This window comes from Rathayibacter sp. AC182 (assembly GCF_979253875.1).
On the sequence record NZ_CEEDEK010000005.1, the window covers coordinates 497,687 to 516,236 of the forward strand.

Sequence of the window (18,550 nt, forward strand, 5' to 3'; positions counted from 1 at the left end):
CGGTGAGCACTGCCGTGATCGAGCTTGACCAGGCCGTCCGCGATGAGGTCCGGATGCACCGGCGTTGTAGTAGTAGCCGGTCGCGTTCAGGCCCGAAGATCAGGCCGAGGACACCCTGCCCTCCGGGTCCGCTCGCTCGGCTCGAATCCCGCCTTCCAGTCGCGCGCCGAGCATGTCGCGATCAGAGTGCGTTCAGCTTCTGCGAGTTGGCCGGCTCCGTAGGAGGGAGATGTCCGAACGGCACGGCGGCGATTGATCGAGGTCGCCCTGATCGAGGAGACAGCACTTGCCGCTGGTGTGGGTCGCATGCATGACGCTTGTGGAAGGTGGATGCGTTTTGAAGCCGATGCCGGAGCGCTGGATCATGGCGGTCACCCTCCACACCGTGCTCGGCGAGGTCACCGTGCGTTGTCGTGGCCGCCGCAGCGCCGCTGCCGGCGACGACGACGGCGCTCGCCGACCCACGGCTCGCTCCCGCGTGGAAGTCGACAGCGTGGATGACCTCGCCGGCGAACTCCGCCTGCCCGAGGAAGTCGGGGCGATTCGGGCGCGCCGTTCGTGCCGGTCGCCGAGAACCCAGAGATGGCGCGGGTTGAGGTGCCGCGCTCAGAGCCGTCCGCGCGGACGACGTCGGTTGCCCATGTCTCGGTCCCGACGTCGAAGTAAGCGCGTTCTGCACGAGCGATCCCGTCCATACGGGCAGATCGAGCGGCGCATGGCGTGGCTCTCCAGGAAGTCCGCGAGCTTGTCGGCCGGGGTGAACCGGGTCCAGGTCGAGGGGGAAGGCAAGTGCGGGAGCTGGCGGTCACCGCCAGAGCGGGCGTGTGCTGAGCGGGGAGGAGTAGCGCTTGCGCCGGTTGTCGCCGGCCGCGATGGCCAGTTGCTCTCGACGACCTTCGCGGGGATGCCGGGCGCGCGCAAGCGCCGCGGCAATCATCGAACCGTTGCTGGCCGGCTCCCACGATGGCCGCCGTCGGATCATCCGTCGCGAACTCGTGGTCGAGCGACTCCGTTCCAGCTGAGCCGGTTCGGGACGGGTCCGTGCTCTCGGCCCGCGGGACGGAAGGCTCGTCGATCAGCTCAGGGTGGCTGTCGAAGGCGGTGAGCGAGAGGATGAGCGTTCCGGCGCGCCAGGCCCCGTCGTCGTCGAGGCCGAAGGCTGGAGGTGCCCCGCCCCGGCTCCGGTCGCCGTCTTGAAGTGCAGGAAAGTGGCGATTGTCGCGGCGCCCCGCTGCTTGCCTCGCGGATGATGGGAGCGGCCGGGCGGATGCCGATCTGCGGCGGACTCGATGCTGTCGCTGCCGGTCAGCAGCGTCGCGACGTCGTGGCGTCCGACGGCGTTGCGGAAGTCCCAGGAGAGGGCGAGCAGGTCGCGGGCAGTGCACTCGTTTTGGAACAGGGACTTCATCGTCTCATGGTCACGGGACGTCAGTGTCGCGCCGAGCGTCTCGATCCATTCGGTGAGATGCGGGCGCCGTCGTCGACCCCGGAGACGGCCGAGAACGAATCGTTCAAGGCGCTCGTCGTCACTGCGTCAGTCATTGGGGGACTCCTTCGGATCGTCGAATCTCGGGCTAAGGAACGGCGTCATTTCTGGCCGCGTCGGCCGTTGTCCAGAGTCCTCCGGATACCCGGGTCGCGGCGTCCCATTTTGAGACAGGCCGGTATTCAGTCGTCGGCAGGTAATTCCGCAACGGTAAAGGCGATCCGAGGGATCTCCGCGACTGCGCAGCGGATCAGGGATACAACCCGCGCAGGAGGTGCGCCTCCGCGACGCGTTGCACGGCCAGGGCCGTTGCTGACGCTCGAAGCGTCTCGCCGCGCGTGGCCGCGTCGGCGACGACGCGCTGCCACGCCTCGATCATCCGGGTCCGCAGTCTCGCTTCTACTTGGTCTCCGCCCCACCAGTAGGCCTGATTGGCCTGCACCCACTCGAAGTAGGACACGATCACCCCACCCGCGTTGGCGAGGATGTCTGGTACGACGAGCACTCCTCGATCGCGCAGGATCACGTCAGCGGCCGCCGTCGTGGGGCCGTTCGCACCCTCGACGATGAGCTTGGCCCGGATGGCACGCGCATTGTTCGTGTGGATCACACCTTCGACGGCCGCAGGAGCGAGCAGGTCCACATCCTGTAGCGACAGCTCGTCCCGGTCGAGGAAGTCAGCTACGCCGAACCCGACGACGCTGCCGGTGCTTCGTACGTGCGTTATGAGTTCGTCGATATCCAGCCCTCGATCCGCACGAATTGCACCGTACTGGTCGCTTACCGCAGTCACCCGGACTCCGGCTTGATGCAGGAGCAGGGCGACGTCGGCGCCGACCTTCCCGAACCCCTGTACCGCAGCGGAGGATCGGTCTGCCCGCAGCCCGACATGTTCCAACGCGGCGAGGGCGATGTGGGTCACCCCGCGACTGGTCGCGCTGGCTCGACCGAGGGAGCCGCCCAGTGAGATTGGCTTGCCAGTGACGACGCCGGGACTGGTGTACCCCCTTGCGACGGAGTGAGTGTCCATCATCCAGGCCATGGTCTTTTCGTCCGTCCCGATGTCCGGCGCCGGGATGTCGCGTTCTGGACCGATGATCGGCAGGATCTCGCTGGTGTACCGCCGCGTCACGCGCTCGAGTTCGGCCATCGAATGCCGGCGTGGATCGATAGCGATGCCACCCTTGGCGCCGCCGTAGGGCACATCGACGAGCGCGCACTTCCACGTCATCCACATCGCCAGGGCGCGAATCTCATCGAGATCTACATGAGGTGAATACCGCAGACCGCCCTTCGCGGGTCCGCGGGAGAAATTGTGCTGCACCCGGTGCCCCAGGAACACGAGGATCTCGCCGTCGTCGGATCGCAGCGGGACAGAGACGGTCATCTCGCGCCGCGGAGTGGCGAGTATTCGAGCAACCCCTGGTCGTAGCAGCAGGAGGTGCACAGCTGCGGTGAGCTGGCTTTGGGCATCGCCCAGAGGCCCTAGAGCCTGGACCGCGTGATTCAGCAGGGCGGCATCGGACATCACTGTGCCGTGTATCCGCCGTCGACGAGGAGGTCAGCGCCCGTCACGTAGCTCGCTTCGTCGCTCGCCAGGAAGAGCACACCATAGCTGACCTCGATCGCCTGCGCGCCTCGCTTCATCGGGGTGGCCGCGGCGAACTCTCGGTTGGATTCGTCACCCTCCTCCTGCGCCATGTGCGTCATGACGAGGCCCGGCGAGATCGAGTTCACGCGCACGCCGCGGGCGGCGTACTCCATCGCCGCGGCGCGCGTCATCATCTTCACCGCGCCCTTGGATGCTTGATATGAGAAGCCGCCAGGATTGCCGACCGTGCCGTTGATCGAGCACGTGTTCACGATGGATCCGCCGCCGTCGCGCTCGATGACGGGCGCGAGGTGCTTGAGTCCGAGGAAGACGCCCTGCTGGTTGATGGCGACCATCCGCTGCCATGCCGACACGTCCTCGTCCTGCACCGACTTCTGCGAACCGACGATACCGGCGTTGTTCAGCAAGATGTCGACGCGGCCCCATCGGGCCAACGCCTCGTCGACCACATCCTTCCAGTCCGACTCTTCGGCGACGTTCATGTGCCGATAGTGCACGTCGGTATCCCTCGGCGCGCAGCTCGGACGCGACGGCCTCCCCTGCCTCGTCGAGAACGTCGGTCATCAGAATCCGCGCTCCCTCGCTTGCGAAGAGTCGCGTGTGCGATTCGCCCTGGCCCCGGGCAGCTCCGTGACGATGGTCACCTTGTCTTGTACTCGACCCATCTCGGTCTCCGTTCTGTTGTTATGCCGCGACCGTTCGACGCGTCTGTCGATTATCGAGCGCGGTCCCCGGGCTCTTGTGTGTCACATCCGGACAGTGCAGCGGGGGCGTCGAGGGGAACGCGGAGCCGCTGGAAATTGAATGGAAAAGGGGTGAGCGACATGGCGGGTCGACTGACGGGGAAGTGGCGATCGTGACCGGAGCCGGGTACGGGCAGGGCAGAGCGACGGCCCTCGCGCTTCTGCATGCCGTCTCCCGCGTGACGGCCGCCGACATCGCCGAGCGCGGTCGCGCCTCGCTGGCGTTGAAGCCAGAGCCGACGGTCTTCGACGTCAGCCGACCGGACCAGGTGCAGTGATTAGTCGCGAGGACAAAGGAGATCTTCGGCGGGCTGCATGCGATGTTGAACTGCACCGGACACCTCCAGAGCCGCCTCCGTCCTGGAAGTGACGGAGGCCCTGCTTGATGCCATCATCGACATCAGACCTCAGAACCATGTTCTACGGTTGCAGGTACGAATCCCTGCGCTCATACCCAGCGGTGGCGGATCGATCGTCAACTGGGACTCCATCAACTCACTCGTCGCCGAGCCGGAGATCCCGGCACGCTCCCTGACCAAGGGTGCCGTTCAGATAATCATCAAATCGGTCGCTCTAGAGCACGCCGCCGACGATATCCGCACGAACTGACTATGCGCTGGCGGGGTGAAGACGCCGATGGTGGATGCATTCTTTGATCATTCCTCTTACGACGACGAGGCGGCCCCGTCCACCCGTCAGCCCCTCGGCCTGGTCGTCTCGGATCGCCGATGTGGCGGTGTTCCTCATCCTGGACGAGCGGCGGAAGATGACGGGCAGCGCCGTCGTCGTCGACGCGGGTTTCACCGCTCGCTGACAGAGCAATGCGGTGGGCTGTCCCGGTATAGGACAGTCGGCCGCGCGGCGTCGGCGTTTGACTCGTCGGCATGGTCGATAACTTGCCCCCCACAGTCGTCCGCGCGTCGGAGGACCGACACGCCCGCCTCACGGCAGCCGGACTCCCTCTCCTCGCGGGAGGGTACGGTCGCGCCGCGTATCACGTCGGCTCTCCTTCGCCCTACGCGGCTCGCGGCGAGGGGGTGGCGGCTCTGGGACGAGACGGGTCGGGAGTTCATCGACGCGAACGGCAATTTCACGACTCTCATCCACGGCAACGCTCATCCACAGATCGTCGAGGCCGCGCGGGCGGCGATCCGCAGTGGCGCGTCGTGGGGCATCCCGAACGTCGATGAGTGGGAGCTCGCGGACCTCCTGCTGACGCGGCTGCCCGAACTCGATCAGATCCGTTTCACCAACTCCGGCACGGAAGCCGTGATGGCCGCGATACGCATCGCGCGGGCGATTACCGGCCGCTCCGACCTCATCATGACCAAAGACGGCTATCACGGCTCCTCCGACGTCGCACTGTCGACCTCGGGGCCGATGCTCGGTGTGCCCTCCGTCGTGTCCGACCAGGTCTCCCTCCTGCCTGTCAACGACATCGAGTCGTTGCAGCGCCTGTTCGCGGAAGGTCCGCGACGGTACGCGGCGATCGTTCTCGATCTGCTCCCGAACAAGGCGGGACTCATCGAATTGGATCGCGAGTTCGTCGCGGAGGCACGCCGACTCGCGACCGAGAATGGAACGCTGCTAATCATCGACGAGGTGATCAGCATCCGACTAGGAGCGCACGGCCTCAGCGGCGATTACGGCCTGACCCCCGACCTGCTGGCCACGGGCAAGCTCATCGGGAGCGGATTCCCCGTGGGCGCTGTCGCCGGCCGCGCCGAATTCATGAGTGCTCTAGACCCCCGCCACCCGGACGAGATCCCACTGTCAGGGACATTCTCCGGCAATCCCGTCGCGATGGCCGCGGGTTCGGCTGCAGTGCGTCTTCTGACCGGGGACGAGATCACAAGGCTCAACGCTCTCGGCAATATGGCTCGCCTTGAGGCGAGCTACCGCCTACAGGACTCGGGCTGGGAGCTGCGCGGAAGCGGATCGCTTTACCGCCCTTTCCCGCGCGGCGAACGCAAGGTACCCGCTGCGACGCAGCAAACCCTCTGGTGGGCGGCGTACGACCGCGGACTGCTCCTCTCATCCGCCAATCTGGTCGCCCTGTCGACTCCGATGACGGGCGACGTTGTCGCGGACCTGACTGATCGGCTCGTCGCAGCCGTCATCGAGATCGCGGAGGCGACGGCATGAGACTCGTGACTTACCGTCAGGACGGAACGTGGCGAGCGGGCGCGATCATCGCCGAGCACGTCTACGACATCGCTCGCGCCGTGGCACATCCGGATGAACCGCAATCCGCTTTCTCGATGCGACAGCTGCTCACCGAGCGCGGCGCGGATCTCGGCGGGCTCGCCACTGTCGTGGAGAGCGCCGTTCAGGCAGGGCTTGACGCCGAGGTACGGCTCGAGGATGCGCAGCTGAGTTCACCAGTTCCCGACCCGGCCAAGGTGCTTTGCATCGGTCTGAACTACAAGATCATGTGGCCGAGACCGGCCGCGCACTCCCGCGGTACCCGGACGTTTTCGCAAAGTTCTCGACGAGCTTGTGCGGTCCGCGTGATCTCATCGGCGGGCTGGCGTTCACACGCCAACTCGACTTCGAGGGCGAACTGGCGGTCGTGATCGGTCGGACCGCTCGGGGCGTCGCGGTTGAGGATGCGCTGAGACTACGTCGCGGGCGCAATGATGCTCAACGACGTCACCGCGCGTGATCTGCAATATCGGGGCACCCAGTGGCTGATGGGCAAAGCGGTTGACGGTTCCACGCCGAGCGGACCCGCTCTCGTCACGCTCGACGAGGTGGGTGATGTTCAGGACCTGGAACTCACGACGCAGGTGAACGGCGTCGAGATGCAGCACTCAACACCATGAACATGATCTTCCCCGTGGCGGAGATCATCGCGTACCTGTCGCAGACCATCACATTGGAACCCGGTGACGTGATCGCCACTGGAACACCGGAGGGGATCGGGGCAAAGCGGACGCCGCCGATCTGGCTGAACGTCGGCGACACGATCACGATTTCCATCGCCCGTGTCGGGACCCTGTCGAACGAAGTCGGTCCCGCTCAAGCATGACTTGTCCCATTACGGGACACTCCGCCCGTCGGACGCGAACGTACCTTTGTCACAAGTCCGGATCGGCCACGCCCGTGGCGATCCTCGAGCTGGAGATCCCGTTCAGTATGACCGACGCCGACCAGACAGCCTTCGCGACCCGGATCATCGCTCAGCGCGAGAAGCCGGCCGTTATCGTCCCCCATGTCGTGAATGGCGTCGAGCGCTTCGACGGGGCCCTTCTCGAGCGGGAGGATCCGAGCGCTCCCGGCACCATCGTCAGCGGATGCCACGACGCACCGGCCTCCCTGGTGAACGCTGCCGTGCAGGGCAGCCGCGCCGCACAGAAGCAGTGGGCCAAGATCCCCCTTTCCGAGCGCATCAAGCACGTGCGGCGGGCGATCCCCTTCGTCGAGTCCCGCGTCGAAGAATGGGCGGTCCGTGTTGCGATCGAGGTGGGCAAGCCCTACGCAGCGGCGCGCGCCGAGGGCGCCGAAGTCCTGGCGTTCCTGCACCAGTACACCGAGTACGCCGAGGCACCGGGCGCGTTCGAGGACGAGCGCCTGCCGAACGAGGGCGGCATCGCCGCAGACTCCGATCCTCAAGCCGTACGGCGTGTTCGGAGCCATCACTCCGTTCAACTACCCGATCGTCCAGGCCGCGGGCCCCGTCATCGCGGGCATCCTCGCCGGTAACGGTGTGGTCGTGAAGACGGCCCACCATGGGCCGTGGTCAGGACACGCCGTCGCCGAGTTCGTCGCCGAGATGGACCTCCCGGTCGGACTTGTCAACATCATTCACGGCGCCGATGAGCCGGGTCGCGCACTCGCCGCGTCCGACATCGACGGCATCTGTTTCACCGGATCCGTCGGCGTCGGTCAGGCCATTCTCCGCGAATTCGCGCAGGGCGACTACTACCGTCCCGTCATCGCCGAAATGGGCGGCAAGAACCCGGTCATCGTTACGGACTCCGCCGATCTCGAGCTCGCGGCCGACGGTATTGTCTTTTCCGCGTTCGACCTCAGCGGCCAGAAGTGCAGTGCGCTCTCCCGCGTCCTGGTGACCCCCGGCGCGCACGAGCGCCTCGCGACCCTGATCGCGGAGCGCGTCGCGCGACTGCAAATGACCGACCCCACCCGACCCGACGCATTCGGAGGGCCCGCTCGTCTCGCCGGAAGCCGTAGCGCGACACGGCGCCCTCGTGGCCGAGGCGACCGACGCGCAGTTCCGGATTACGACGGGCATCGCGGGAGGCGAGGGCTACTTCGTTCCCGCCGTCGTGGTCGACGGAGTACCGGCGGATCACCGGCTCGCCAACGTCGAGCACTTCCTCCTTCCTCACCATCAGCGAGGTCGCGGACTTCGAGGCCGGTCTCGAGGCCGCAAACAAGACCACAATGGGTCTGACCGCCGGCGTCTACACCGGAGACCGTGCCGAGCGGAGGAGTTCCTCGACGCGATCGAGGCCGGATGTGTCAACGTAAACGTACCCGGGCACGCCACCACCGGATGGTGGCCGAGGCCCGCAGACCTTCGGCGGCTGGAAGGCCAGCGGCACGCTGAGGCGTCAGACCGGAGGAAGTGGTACTTCCAGCTGTTCGCGCGCCAGCAGGCGCGTAGCTTCCCTCTGAACTCGGCTCCCTGCTGACGTACTAAGCGGCTGGTCGGAGGACGCCATGAGCTTGACCGGAGACATCTGGACCCAAGACTCACAGGCGCGAGTTGGATCTCTGTCGAACGCGACGATTCTCTCTCTCCGTGAACGCTTCCTCGCCGACCCGGCAGGAACCGACCTGAGCGTTCTCCGACCCGTCATCGCTCGATCCTGGCAGCGCAGCATCTCCTGGAAGGTGCTCTCGGCGCCGACAGCGCTTGCATCCACCTCCAGATCCTCGCGTCGACGAGCAGCTCGCTCGCCGCCGAACCGGTACTCACCGAACTCGGGAGTGTGTGTGTGGACGTCGGCGGATCCGTCGTGTTGACGGACTCCGACGGAACCCTCGCAGTAATCCGCGGGCACGCGAAGGAGATGCGCCGGGCTGAGCAGCTCTTCCCGCTAGTCGGGGCCAAGATGGCGGAGGACGCCATCGGCACGAACTCCGACGGTACCGCGATCGAGGAGAACCACACCGTGCAAGTGTGGGGCGGCGAACACTTCAATGACGCCCTGCACGGCAGCTACTGCACCTCCGTCCCCATCCGCGACCCCATTCGTCGGTCAACGCGCGGGGTGCTCGGCCTGATGCTCCCCCTCTCCATCGCGAAAGACGTCGCACCCCGATCGGTCCTGCTGCTCGTCGAGGGGCGGCCGCAGACATCACCCGACGACTCGCGGAACGGCTCGCCGCGCGCGAGCAGGCGCTGATGTCGGAATACATGCGCGAGGTCCGCAAACGCGGCGCGGACGCGGTCGTAGCGATGGACGACCGAACCACCATCGCCAGTCGCAGTGCACTCAGCATGCTGGACCAGAGCGATTTCGCCGTTCTCGCCGCACTCACCCGCGAGGCGCAACCCGGCAACGACGCGCGGCATTCGCTGAGCGTCAGCGACGGTCGGCGTGCAATTGCACCTGCGACCGATGGAGGCGACGGAGTTCGGCTCCGGCGGCGCCGCTGTCATGCGAGTACACCGTCCCCGACACGGTCCCGCGCAACACCGGCCGCAGCCGGAAGCGAGACCGCTGCGCCAGTTCGCCTCCATCATCGGAAATAGCCCCGCAGTGCGCCGGGTGCTGGACACGGCGAGCACGGCCGTCCTACGCAAGATGCCGACCTACATCGTGGGTGAACAGGGCACGGGGAAATTGATGCTTGCACGCACGATCGCGGAGACGATGGCCGACGAAGTGACCGTTGTCGACTTCCCGACCGAAGCTTCACCCGTCCAGCTCCTGGATGAGCTCGATGCCGTCCCGGCAGGCGGCTCGGCCGTCCTGCACCGCGTCGACCGCGCTCCGGCGGAACTGCTGGAAGAAATGGCGGCCCTGCTGCACTTGCTCGATCAGCCGCAGATCATCGTGACGACGGGCGTCGTCACGGAGAATGTCGCCGCTGTTGTGTCGGCCATGCGCGGGATCGAAATCACGATGCCCCCTCTGCGCTCACGCCGGGAGGACATCCCCGCGCTCGCCCGCGTCTTCCTCGACCAGGCCGGCTTCACGAGCGGCCGCCTCTCGGCGAAGATGCGCGATACGCTCGTCACCGCCGACTGGCCCGGTAACGCGCGGCAGCTCCGCACACTCGTCGAGACGGTAGCCGGCGGTGCGGAAGGCAGCGAGCTCAGGCTCTCGGACCTCTCCGACGTGCAGCAGCGGGCGTTGCAGGGTGAGTCGCCTCACCCGTCTTGAAGAGGCGGAGCTGCACCAAATCAGAGAGGCCTTGATCGAGTCAGGCGGAAATCGCCTGCGCGCGGCGGCTCTGCTGGGAATCGGACGATCGACTTTGTATCGCAAGCTCGAGACGTACGCGGCCCGCGGCTTCGACGTTGAGGTCGACTGAGCGAACGCGGTCGCACACGGCCTCGGGCCGTCCCCATCCGGAGCAGACGGCCCACTCTCCCCGGCCTAGCGTGCAACCAGATCGACGATGACAGCAGGAGGCACGGACTGACCTCACGCGCTCACGGCGGGCGAAGCCCCCGGTCTGCGACGAGATCGGGGGCTTCGCCGTTCATCGACGCATCGAAATCAGGAAACGATGTCAGGCGGCGTTTCTCCGCCGCAGGAACGTCCGCGCCCGCTGCACGGCACCGGACTGCAGCGCCGGCGAAGGCTGCTCGACTTCCACGCGGAATGCGGGGTCAGCACGGCGTTCGGTGAGAAGCGGAGCGGATGATCGGCCGGCAGTGGCTCAGCCTCGAACACGTCGAGGCCCGCGCCCGCGAGTCTCGACTCGGACAACGCCGCCGCGAGGGCAATCTCATCCACTAATCCGCCGCGCGACACGTTCACGATGACGGCGTTGCGCTTCATCAGAAGGATCGACTCGGCGGAGATCATATGCCGAGTCTCGCCCGTCAGCAGGAACGTGCAGGGAGACAACATCGCAGCTGGCGAGGATCTCGTCCACCGAGGCGGAGGGGACGTCCGCGAACGTGACGACCGGGTCGAAGGCCGTCACTTGCGCTCCCGCATCGCGCCACGCAAGTCGCGACCCGACGGCCAATGCGGCCCATGCCGATCACGCCGATCCGCAACTCACTCAGCACGGGACCATCGAACGGCACATCCGCCGCCCAGCGTCCGGATGCAATCGCCGCCTGCCCCTGCGGGATCCGCCTGCTCAGCAAGAGGCCGAGCGCGAAGGCGTGCGAGGCGACCTCCTCGGTCGAGGCATCAGGGACGATGGCTACCGGCACGCCGTGCGCACGGGCCGCAAGGACATCAATGTTGTCGTAACCGATGCCGTAGCGGACGACCCCCGGCAACCGTCCATCAGCGCGAATTCGGCTTCGTGCACTTTCGCGTAAGGGGTGACCATGACAATCGCGGCCTCCGGCATGCCGGAGGTGAACTGCTGCTGGTCGACGGCGACCACGAGGTCGAGATCGAGTTCGTCGGCAAGATCCTTCTCGCGTCGGAGATCCGGGAACTGATGGGGTGCGATGAGCAAGGATTTACGTGAGTTGGGCACGTGCAGCCGACTTTCTCGTTGGGAGGGCGGGACAGGTAGGCGCTGCCCGGGTGTGATCCGAGCCGCACCCGAAGAGGTCGAATCAGTCGAGCGCACGACCGATGCGGCGGTAGACATCAGGTCGGCGCCGCCGCAGAACGACGGCCAAGATGATCCCCGCAACGATGAGGGCATATGGAATGAGGACCAGGACTGTCAACAGCAGGGGACTCCCGACGACGAGCAGGTCCATGTTGAGCGTCCCAGTGATGAGCGCAAAGCCGATACCGACGAACGCGACCGCCGGTGCGATGAAGGTTCGCCAGACCGATGCGCCGGCGGGATTGCGACGGAAGTAGAAGATGATCGCGACCGCGGTCAGGGCGAGCAGGAGCAGCATCCCGTAGAACGCGACGCCGCCCGCCGCAGCGTAGAGCGCGACCTCATCACCCCCGGAAAAGATGAGGATTAATAGCACCGCGAGAAGAACGGCTCCGACTGCGACCGCCGCACGGTGAGGCGAACCGTGCTTCTCATGCACGGCCGAGAGCGCCCTCGGAAAGACCCCATCGACCGACAGCGAGTGCGTGTAGCGGGAGAGAATGTTCTGCAACGACAGCATCGAAGCGAAGTAGCTCGTGATCAGCAATATCGAAATCAGCTGGTTCGCGAAGACCCCGAAGTAGGCGAGCAGAGGCATTGGGCATCATTTCGGTCGCGTTCTCCGAGGCGGACGCCACCGCGTTCGACGTGCCGACGGACAGAACAAGCGCATAGGCCGAGATCGCGTAGAAAATGGCGAGGAAAGCGACCGCCAGCATCGTCGCGCGAGGGATCGTCTTCGACGGGTTCTTCACCTCGTCGCGGTAGATCGCCGTGGCCTCGAAGCCATTGAACACGCCGATACTAAAGAGCAGGAGCACCCCGATCGTCGGGGTGATGAGGTTCACCGGGCTCAGCTCGACCGATGGCCTCCGGGCCACCGTTCGCGATCAGCACGACGTCGAAGATCGCGACCGCGGCGACCTCGTCGAGGATGACCGACAGGACCTTCGCCGAGAGCTCGACGTTGAAGTAGCTAGGATCCACGCGGCGATCAGCATCGCAAGACTCCAGACCCACCAGGGCGCAAAGTTCCTCCGGTGAACGCGCTGAACATGTTGTTGACGATACCGCCGACGACGATAGCCGAAGTAATGTTGAATCCGTAGGTGCCGACCGCGAGGAACGAGCCCCCGAGGCCGAGCGGGCGACCGAGACCTTCGCAGATGTACGTGTAGAAGGCTCCGGGTCGGGGAATCGCCTTGGACATGCTCGTGAAACCTAGAGCGAAGGCGACGAGGATTCCGACGGCGATGAAGGCAATGGGAACGCCGATGCCGAACGAGATGTTCACCGAGATGAAGCCGAAGACCACACCCAGCGGCGCGGTGAAAGCCAGTACGGTGAAGAGGAGACCGAATGTGCCCATCTTCCCGCGAAGGGCGTACTGCGAGGCGTGACCGGTGTCAGGCCGATCCGCCGACGTTCCGGCTAGTTCCTGTTGCATGATGGATCTCCCTGGGGCCGGGAAGTGCCGTCGTCATCGTCGACACTGCAAGTGAGTGATGCACGGGTAGTTCCACGCTGGTGGGGAGCAGCCTCGTGGGCCCAGCGACGCGGATATTAAAGGACCAATCGTCACCGACGGCGACTCCGCGAACTGTCCCAAGTTGACGCACAATCTGTTGCGTCCTTGGAAGCGCCATCCGGAGCCTGTCAGGCTGTGTCGTGTAAGTGCGTGGTCCTCGGGGGTTCAGAGGTAGCGGTGGATTCGTTCGGGGAATGCGATGGAGAGTTGCTCGAGGGCTTTTCTCCAGTTGGTGACGACTTGTCCTTCGACGAGGCGTCCCTCGGCTCGACGTTCGGCGGCGGGGCGTCCTCGGTCGCGGGCTCGATCGCGGGCTCGTTTGTCTTCGATGTCGCAGATCGCGAGCCAGAGCAGCTTGATCACGGACGCGTCGTTCGGGAAGTGGCCGCGGTTCTTCGTGACTTTGCGGAGCTGGAAGTTCAGCGACTCGATCGCGTTCGTCGTATAGATCACCCGGCGGACTTCGGGCGGGAACGCGAGGGAACGGTGTGGAACCGCTCCCACGCGCTCTCGAACACTGCCGCCGCGTGCAGGTTCGCGCGCCCCAGTTCCGACGTTGTGAACGCCTTCAACGCCGTCCTGACGGCGTCCGCGGTCAGCGCTTGATAGACCGGCTTCAAACGCGGCGGCGACGGCCTTGCCGCTGCCCGTAGGCGACGAACCGCATGGCGTTGCGGATCAGGTGCACTGACGCAGGTCTGGACCATCGAGTCGGGCCAGGTCGCCTCGATCGCCTCGGGGGACCCGGTCAGTCCGTCGCGGCAGACGATGAGCACGTCGCGGACGCCGCGGTTCGCGAGTTCCGCGCGGACCGATGCCCAGAACTTCGCGCCCTCGGACTGCTGGACCCAGATCCCGAGGACGTGCTTGATGCCGTCCATGTCGACGCCGACCGCGAGGTGCGCGGCCTTGTTGCGCACGTGCCCGCCGTCGCGGACCTTCACGACGAGAGCGTCGAGGTAGATCACCGGATAGAACGCTTCCAGCGGCCGGTGCTGCCAGGCGAGGACCTCGTCGGAGATCTCGTCGACGATCTTCGAGATCGTCTCGCGCGGAGCTCCGTGCCGACCGTCGCGGCGAGGTGATGCTCGATATCGCGGACCGTCATCCCGCCGACATAGAGCGACACGATCATCTCGTCCAGCTGCGACAACCGTCGGCTGCCCGTCGGGACCAGCCGGGGCGTGAACGTGCCGTTGCGGTCCGCGGGACCCGCAACTCGACGTCGCCGACATTCGTGGCCACCGTCTTCGGAAACGACCCGTTCCGGAGTTCTCGTGGAACGGAGCGTCCGGGTCGCCATTCTCGTATCCGACGTGCTCGGTCAGCTCCGCCTGCAGCCCGCGCTCGAGCCCGGACTTGATCAGCTGCTGGATCAGCCCTCCGGCACCCTCCAACTCGATCTCGCCCGCGTCGATCTTCGCGAACAGGTCATCCATCACGCTCGACTCGATCAGACACGAAGCGCCCGCCTCCTGAGCCTTCCGCCGCACTTCACGCGACGCCCTATCGATTGCCAACAGTGTGAATCCTTCCATCAGGAGGCCCGCTCCTTACGCACACCATCTGACATGCTCGGCCGCGCGCCGCCGGCGGGGCAAGACCGACGCGTTCGACGCGGAAGCCGCCGCCCGACGCGCGCTCGAGGAACAGGACCCGCGGATCCCGAAGGACACGACCTCGACCGTCGAAGCCTTGCGACTCCTCAGCGCGACCCGGAATCCTGCTGGTCAAGCAGCAGAAAGAGATCGCAAGGTCAAGTCGACCAGTTCCTGATCACCGCGCCCGACAGCATCCGCGACCTCCCTCGAAACTGGATCCGCCGCACCGGATGCCGCCGCCTCGCCGCCCTCCCCGACGACACCACAGGCGACGTCGTCGCCGACACCCTCACCCGGCTGCTGCGCAGCACGCCATCCGGTGGATCGCTCTGGACACCGATGCCGCAGCGCTCGAGAAGCAACTCCGCGTCCTCGTCGAACTCCGCGCCCCACGCCTGCTCGAGGTCTACTGCGTCGCCGCGATCACCGCCGCGCAACTCCTCGTCGCGGTCGGCGAGAACGGCCACCGCATCCGCTCCGAAGCCGCCCTCGCGAAACTCTTCGGCGCCGCCCGCAGCCCGTGTCCTCCGGGAAGACCAACCGGCACCGCCTCTCCCGAGGCGGCAACCGGCAAGCGAACTCCGCGCTCTATCAAATCGCGGTCGTCCGCCTCTCCCACGAACAACGCGCCCGCGACTACCGCGACGCCCACCTCGCCAACGGCAAGACCACCAAAGACACCCTCCGCCTCCTCCAAACGAGCCCTCTGCCGAGAACTCTTCCCCCACCTCTGCCGACCTTGACAAATAGGAGCTTCGAGACCCACCGCTCCCGGAGGACGCGGATCTCGATACGCCCGCGAAGCGGGCTACTCGATCAGCAAGGTGCCTGCTGGTCGAGGTAGCCGCGCAGCGGCGTATCGAGACCCGCTGCCCGGAGCGGACCCGTCCAGCAGGACGCGCGCGGCGGCGCCGAGCTCTCGCGGACGATCAGCTCGGGGCGCTCCGACGAGAACGTCGTGCCTCCGCCGTCCTCCATCGCCCGCAGCAGCAGTCCGAAGCCGCGGCGGCCAGGCCCGCGAAGTCCTGGCGCACCGTCGTCAGCGCGGGTGTCCACATCCGGGCGAGGGGGTGGTCGTCGAAGCCGACGACGCTGATGTCCTCGGGGACGCGCAGGCCCGCCTCGCTGAGGCCCTTGATCACGCCCATGGCGATCTCGTCGTTGCCGCAGAACACAGCGGTGACCTCGGGGTCCTCGGCCAGGCGATGGGCCAGCGCCCGCCCCGACTCGGGCTCCCACGTGGCCTCGAGCGGAGTCGGCGCCGCAGTGACGCCCGCCGCCTTCGGTGCGCGGCGCCATCCGGTCGTGCGGCCGTCCTCGCGGCGCGACGGCGGCACGCGCACGTGGTGCACCGTCCGGTGGCCGAGCTCGAGCAGGTGCTCCGTCAGCGCCTGCGCGGCGTGCAGCTCGTCGAGGACGGCCTGCGGGATCCCCCGCCCGCGCACGCCGAGAGCGCGACGACCGGCCCTCGGGCGGCAGCGCCGCGACCATGGCGACCCCGGGCGGATCGAACTTGAGCACCGCCACGCCGTCGGGGCTCTGACTCAGCACGAGCGAGAGCGCCTTCTCGATGTCGTCCGGATCGGCCGACTCGATCACCGTGATGGTGACGGTCCAGCCGCCGGCGCGCGCCTCCTCCTCGATGCCGCGGATCGCCTCGGCGTAGCCGTACTGCGACGTGTTGCCCGCGACGACCGCGATGGTGCGCGAGCGGCGGGTGACGAGGGCGCGCGCGGCGGAGCTGGGGCGGTAGTTCAGCTCGGCGATGGCGGCGAGCACGCGCTCGCGCTTGTCGGGAGCCACCTTCGCGGCTGCCCGTGAGCACCCGCGAGACCGTGGGCACCGAGACTCCCGCGAGCGCCGCGACATCGGCGATGACCGGGGCTTTCGCCGCCCTGTCCCGCTTCATGTCGTCCCGCTTCCGTCCTCGGCCGTCGCGCCGGTGCATCGCGAGCCAGGAGGGGGCGGAGGCGATCGGCACCGCATCGGTCTCGGAGGTGCTCACTTCACCGCGCCGCTCGTGATGCCCGAGATGATCTTGCGCTGAGCGAAGACGAACACCAGGAGGAGGGGCAGGCTCATCAGGATGATATAGGAGAAGATCAGGTGCCAGTTCTGGAGGTAGAGCCCCGCGCTGGCCACCTGGTAGAGGTTCAGCGGCAGGGTGTCGAGCCGCCCGCCGACCACGAACAGCGCGTAGAAGACGTCGTTCCAGATGTACAGGCAGATGAGGATCGTGGCCGTCGCGAGCACCGGCATCAGCAGCGGCAGGATGATCGTGAAGAACACCCGGATCGGCCGCGCCCCGTCGACGCGGGCCGCCTCCTCGAGCTCCGCCGGGATGGTGCGGACGAAGCCGGTGACGAAGAAGATCACCGTCGAGAGGTACATCCCCATGTACACGCCGACCATGCCGACGGCGGTGCCGGCGAGTCCGAGCTGGCGCAGCAGGAGCACCACCGTGACCACCGCGGGCGGCGAGGACGATGCCGCTGATCGCGAGGGCGTAGACGAGGGCCATCCCGCGTCCCGTGCGGCGGCCCAGGATCCACGCGGCCATCGAGGCCGAGTACGAGCACGCCGAGCACCGACGGCACCATGACGAGCACGCTGCCGAGGAACGCCTGCACCATGCGCCCGTCGGTGAAGACGGTGGCGAAGTTCTCGACCAGCTGCCACTGCGACGGGGCCGCGAGGTTGGGATTCAGCGCCTCGGCCTGGGTCTTGCCCGCGGTGCTGACGATGAGCCAGAACGGCACGCCGAGCAGCAGGACGACCGGCCGCCAGCGCGGCGGTCGGCTGAGCGAGGCGGGCGAGCGTCCGCGCCGCGGAGGGCCGGTTCGACTCGACGGGGGCGGATCGGCGGACAGGAGCGGGCTTCTCGACCGGGGTGCTCACGGCACGTCCTCTCGACGGCGCAGGATGCGGATGACGGGGAAGGCGAGGAGGGCGACCGCCACGAAGAGGATCAGGCTCATGGTGGTCGCCTGGGCGGAGCAGGCCCTGGCCGAAGGTGCGGAAGATGAAGATGTTGAGCAGCTCCGTCGTGCCGCCCGGGCCTCCCTCGGTGGTGGCCTGCACGATGTCGAAGCCGTTCATCGATCCGAGCAGCGCGGTCGCCACGTTGAAGGTGAGCGCCGGGGCGATCAGCGGGAAGCGGATGTCGCGGAACGTCTGCCACCAGGAGGATCCGTCGAGCCGCGCGGCCTCGAGCACGTCGCCGCTGATCGTCTTGAGGCCCGCCAGGTAGATCAGCATCGACAGGCCCATCCACTTCCACGAGTGGATCAGGGCGACGACCACGATCGTCCACGTCGTGTCGCCGAGCCACGCGGTCGACACGGTCTGGCCGGTGACGAACGACAGGATGCCGTTGAGCGCGCCGTCGGGCTTCAGCAGCGCCTGGAACACGTAGCCGACGGCGAGCGCCGACATGATCACCGGGATGAAGAACATCACCCGGGCGAAACGGTTGACCCGCGTGTCCTTCTCGAACAGCAGCGCCAGGATCAGCCCGAACAGGTTCTGGAACACCGCGACCAGCACCGCGTAGACCAGCGTCACCCGCAGCGCCTGGATCAGCGTGCCGCTCTGGAACAGGTCGACGAAGTTCGAGAACCCGACGAGATCCGATGGCCGCCTTGAAGCTCGACCAGTCGGTGAACGCGTAGGCGAAGTTGAACAGCGTCGGCACGAAGAAGAACACGACCAGCACGACGAGCGCCGGCACGAGGAAGACGAGCGGATGATCGGAGCGGCGACCGCTGGCGGCGACCGGCTTCGCGGCGCGGGCGAGGATCCGGGGTGGTGCGGCGGCTCGGGTGGTGGACACGCGGGGCACTGCCTTTCGAGAGA

General features: G+C 66.7%; 26 protein-coding genes and 4 pseudogenes. 13 read left to right on the forward strand and 17 right to left on the reverse strand.

The features are described 5' to 3' along the window. Positions 1 to 1,075: 1,075 nt before the first annotated feature. The 3 genes from AC0CII_RS12995 to AC0CII_RS13005 all read right to left on the reverse strand — a co-directional run bounded on the left by AC0CII_RS12995 (position 1,076) and on the right by AC0CII_RS13005 (position 3,595). Positions 1,076 to 1,408, reverse strand: coding sequence for a hypothetical protein (locus AC0CII_RS12995; RefSeq protein ID WP_465229669.1), 333 nt, complete (start codon positions 1,406 to 1,408; stop codon positions 1,076 to 1,078). A 328-nt stretch (positions 1,409 to 1,736) separates the two neighbouring features. Continuing rightward, positions 1,737 to 3,014 (reverse strand): Glu/Leu/Phe/Val family dehydrogenase, encoded by a 1,278-nt coding sequence (locus AC0CII_RS13000; RefSeq protein WP_465230901.1) that lies wholly within the window; start codon positions 3,012 to 3,014, stop codon positions 1,737 to 1,739. After that, positions 3,014 to 3,595: an SDR family NAD(P)-dependent oxidoreductase gene (locus AC0CII_RS13005; protein WP_465229670.1), complete on the reverse strand. Its 582-nt coding sequence runs from the start codon at positions 3,593 to 3,595 to the stop codon at positions 3,014 to 3,016. Before AC0CII_RS13005 ends, AC0CII_RS13000 begins: the two co-directional genes overlap by 1 nt. 350 nt (positions 3,596 to 3,945) lie before the next feature. Here AC0CII_RS13005 and AC0CII_RS13010 point away from each other — a divergent pair, with 350 nt between their 5' ends. The 11 genes and pseudogenes from AC0CII_RS13010 to AC0CII_RS13060 all read left to right on the forward strand — a co-directional run bounded on the left by AC0CII_RS13010 (position 3,946) and on the right by AC0CII_RS13060 (position 10,351). Continuing rightward, positions 3,946 to 4,119: a hypothetical protein gene (locus AC0CII_RS13010; protein WP_465227464.1), complete on the forward strand. Its 174-nt coding sequence runs from the start codon at positions 3,946 to 3,948 to the stop codon at positions 4,117 to 4,119. Between the two features lie 82 nt (positions 4,120 to 4,201). Further along, positions 4,202 to 4,450 carry an SDR family oxidoreductase gene (locus tag AC0CII_RS13015; protein ID WP_465230902.1) on the forward strand — a complete coding sequence of 83 codons (249 nt, stop codon included), beginning with the start codon at positions 4,202 to 4,204 and terminating at the stop codon, positions 4,448 to 4,450. A 27-nt stretch (positions 4,451 to 4,477) separates the two neighbouring features. Beyond that, complete coding sequence (locus AC0CII_RS13020; protein ID WP_465229671.1) at positions 4,478 to 5,986, forward strand: aminotransferase class III-fold pyridoxal phosphate-dependent enzyme; 1,509 nt, start codon at positions 4,478 to 4,480, stop codon at positions 5,984 to 5,986. A gap of 289 nt (positions 5,987 to 6,275) precedes the next feature. Then, positions 6,276 to 6,506, forward strand: a complete 231-nt coding sequence (locus tag AC0CII_RS13025) for a fumarylacetoacetate hydrolase family protein (protein WP_465229672.1) — start codon at positions 6,276 to 6,278, stop codon at positions 6,504 to 6,506. Then, positions 6,481 to 6,872 (forward strand): annotated as a pseudogene (locus tag AC0CII_RS13030) (fumarylacetoacetate hydrolase family protein). Before AC0CII_RS13025 ends, AC0CII_RS13030 begins: the two are co-directional and overlap by 26 nt. Positions 6,873 to 6,946: 74 nt before the next feature. Beyond that, a complete protein-coding gene (locus AC0CII_RS13035; RefSeq protein ID WP_465229673.1) occupies positions 6,947 to 7,546 on the forward strand; it encodes an aldehyde dehydrogenase family protein in 600 nt (199 codons plus the stop codon). After that, positions 7,467 to 7,928 (forward strand): annotated as a pseudogene (locus AC0CII_RS13040) (aldehyde dehydrogenase family protein); the annotation flags it as partial. The gene AC0CII_RS13035 and the pseudogene AC0CII_RS13040, both read left to right, overlap by 80 nt. Before the next feature lie 73 nt (positions 7,929 to 8,001). Continuing rightward, positions 8,002 to 8,499, forward strand: a pseudogene (locus AC0CII_RS13045) (hypothetical protein); the annotation flags it as partial. Between the two features lie 327 nt (positions 8,500 to 8,826). Next, entirely contained in the window at positions 8,827 to 9,216 is a 390-nt protein-coding gene (locus AC0CII_RS13050) for a hypothetical protein (protein WP_465229674.1), read from the forward strand. 195 nt (positions 9,217 to 9,411) lie between these two features. After that, the gene (locus AC0CII_RS13055; protein WP_465229675.1) at positions 9,412 to 10,200 is read left to right on the forward strand and encodes an AAA-type ATPase lid domain-containing protein; all 789 of its coding nucleotides are present in this window, start codon (positions 9,412 to 9,414) and stop codon (positions 10,198 to 10,200) included. Further along, positions 10,178 to 10,351 (forward strand): helix-turn-helix domain-containing protein, encoded by a 174-nt coding sequence (locus tag AC0CII_RS13060; RefSeq protein ID WP_465229676.1) that lies wholly within the window; start codon positions 10,178 to 10,180, stop codon positions 10,349 to 10,351. The genes AC0CII_RS13055 and AC0CII_RS13060 overlap by 23 nt, the downstream gene beginning before the upstream one ends. Positions 10,352 to 10,539: 188 nt before the next feature. Here AC0CII_RS13060 and AC0CII_RS13065 read toward each other — a convergent pair whose 3' ends face one another. From AC0CII_RS13065 to AC0CII_RS13115, 11 genes and pseudogenes are all read right to left on the reverse strand, one after another. Beyond that, positions 10,540 to 10,851 (reverse strand): NAD(P)-dependent oxidoreductase, encoded by a 312-nt coding sequence (locus AC0CII_RS13065; protein WP_465229677.1) that lies wholly within the window; start codon positions 10,849 to 10,851, stop codon positions 10,540 to 10,542. 17 nt (positions 10,852 to 10,868) lie between these two features. Next, complete coding sequence (locus AC0CII_RS13070) at positions 10,869 to 11,279, reverse strand: NAD(P)-dependent oxidoreductase (protein WP_465229678.1); 411 nt, start codon at positions 11,277 to 11,279, stop codon at positions 10,869 to 10,871. Then, entirely contained in the window at positions 11,201 to 11,485 is a 285-nt protein-coding gene (locus AC0CII_RS13075) for a hypothetical protein (RefSeq protein WP_465231105.1), read from the reverse strand. The genes AC0CII_RS13070 and AC0CII_RS13075 overlap by 79 nt, the downstream gene beginning before the upstream one ends. Before the next feature lie 82 nt (positions 11,486 to 11,567). Beyond that, complete coding sequence (locus AC0CII_RS13080) at positions 11,568 to 12,086, reverse strand: amino acid permease (protein ID WP_465229680.1); 519 nt, start codon at positions 12,084 to 12,086, stop codon at positions 11,568 to 11,570. Continuing rightward, positions 11,998 to 12,414 (reverse strand): amino acid permease, encoded by a 417-nt coding sequence (locus AC0CII_RS13085; protein WP_465229681.1) that lies wholly within the window; start codon positions 12,412 to 12,414, stop codon positions 11,998 to 12,000. The genes AC0CII_RS13080 and AC0CII_RS13085 overlap by 89 nt, the downstream gene beginning before the upstream one ends. Further along, positions 12,371 to 12,553: a hypothetical protein gene (locus AC0CII_RS13090; protein ID WP_465229682.1), complete on the reverse strand. Its 183-nt coding sequence runs from the start codon at positions 12,551 to 12,553 to the stop codon at positions 12,371 to 12,373. The genes AC0CII_RS13085 and AC0CII_RS13090 overlap by 44 nt, the downstream gene beginning before the upstream one ends. Before the next feature lie 7 nt (positions 12,554 to 12,560). Further along, positions 12,561 to 12,935 (reverse strand): hypothetical protein, encoded by a 375-nt coding sequence (locus AC0CII_RS13095; protein WP_465229683.1) that lies wholly within the window; start codon positions 12,933 to 12,935, stop codon positions 12,561 to 12,563. 324 nt (positions 12,936 to 13,259) lie between these two features. Further along, on the reverse strand, positions 13,260 to 13,457 hold the full coding sequence (locus tag AC0CII_RS13100) for a hypothetical protein (protein WP_465231106.1): 198 nt from the start codon (positions 13,455 to 13,457) through the stop codon (positions 13,260 to 13,262). Positions 13,458 to 13,475: 18 nt separating this feature from the next. After that, a pseudogene (locus tag AC0CII_RS13105) lies at positions 13,476 to 13,598 on the reverse strand (transposase); the annotation flags it as partial. Further along, positions 13,544 to 14,533 carry an IS256 family transposase gene (locus tag AC0CII_RS13110; RefSeq protein ID WP_465230903.1) on the reverse strand — a complete coding sequence of 330 codons (990 nt, stop codon included), beginning with the start codon at positions 14,531 to 14,533 and terminating at the stop codon, positions 13,544 to 13,546. The gene AC0CII_RS13110 and the pseudogene AC0CII_RS13105, both read right to left, overlap by 55 nt. Positions 14,534 to 14,850: 317 nt before the next feature. After that, entirely contained in the window at positions 14,851 to 15,162 is a 312-nt protein-coding gene (locus AC0CII_RS13115) for a hypothetical protein (protein WP_465229684.1), read from the reverse strand. A gap of 53 nt (positions 15,163 to 15,215) precedes the next feature. Between AC0CII_RS13115 and AC0CII_RS13120 the strand changes: the two genes are divergently transcribed. After that, on the forward strand, positions 15,216 to 15,539 hold the full coding sequence (locus AC0CII_RS13120; RefSeq protein WP_465229685.1) for a transposase: 324 nt from the start codon (positions 15,216 to 15,218) through the stop codon (positions 15,537 to 15,539). Positions 15,540 to 15,624: 85 nt separating this feature from the next. Here the strand turns inward: AC0CII_RS13120 and AC0CII_RS13125 are convergent, their stop codons facing one another. Both AC0CII_RS13125 and AC0CII_RS13130 read right to left on the reverse strand, forming a co-directional pair. Next, the gene (locus AC0CII_RS13125) at positions 15,625 to 16,140 is read right to left on the reverse strand and encodes a substrate-binding domain-containing protein (RefSeq protein ID WP_465229686.1); all 516 of its coding nucleotides are present in this window, start codon (positions 16,138 to 16,140) and stop codon (positions 15,625 to 15,627) included. Then, positions 16,080 to 16,604, reverse strand: coding sequence for a LacI family DNA-binding transcriptional regulator (locus AC0CII_RS13130; RefSeq protein WP_465230904.1), 525 nt, complete (start codon positions 16,602 to 16,604; stop codon positions 16,080 to 16,082). The genes AC0CII_RS13125 and AC0CII_RS13130 overlap by 61 nt, the downstream gene beginning before the upstream one ends. Here AC0CII_RS13130 and AC0CII_RS13135 point away from each other — a divergent pair. After that, positions 16,513 to 16,719, forward strand: coding sequence for a hypothetical protein (locus tag AC0CII_RS13135; protein ID WP_465231107.1), 207 nt, complete (start codon positions 16,513 to 16,515; stop codon positions 16,717 to 16,719). The two genes, AC0CII_RS13130 and AC0CII_RS13135, sit on opposite strands and share 92 nt — an antisense overlap. On the opposite strand, the gene AC0CII_RS13140 is transcribed toward AC0CII_RS13135, so the two are convergent. Beyond that, on the reverse strand, positions 16,697 to 18,259 hold the full coding sequence (locus AC0CII_RS13140; protein WP_465229687.1) for an ABC transporter permease: 1,563 nt from the start codon (positions 18,257 to 18,259) through the stop codon (positions 16,697 to 16,699). The two genes, AC0CII_RS13135 and AC0CII_RS13140, sit on opposite strands and share 23 nt — an antisense overlap. Positions 18,260 to 18,550: the final 291 nt, after the last annotated feature.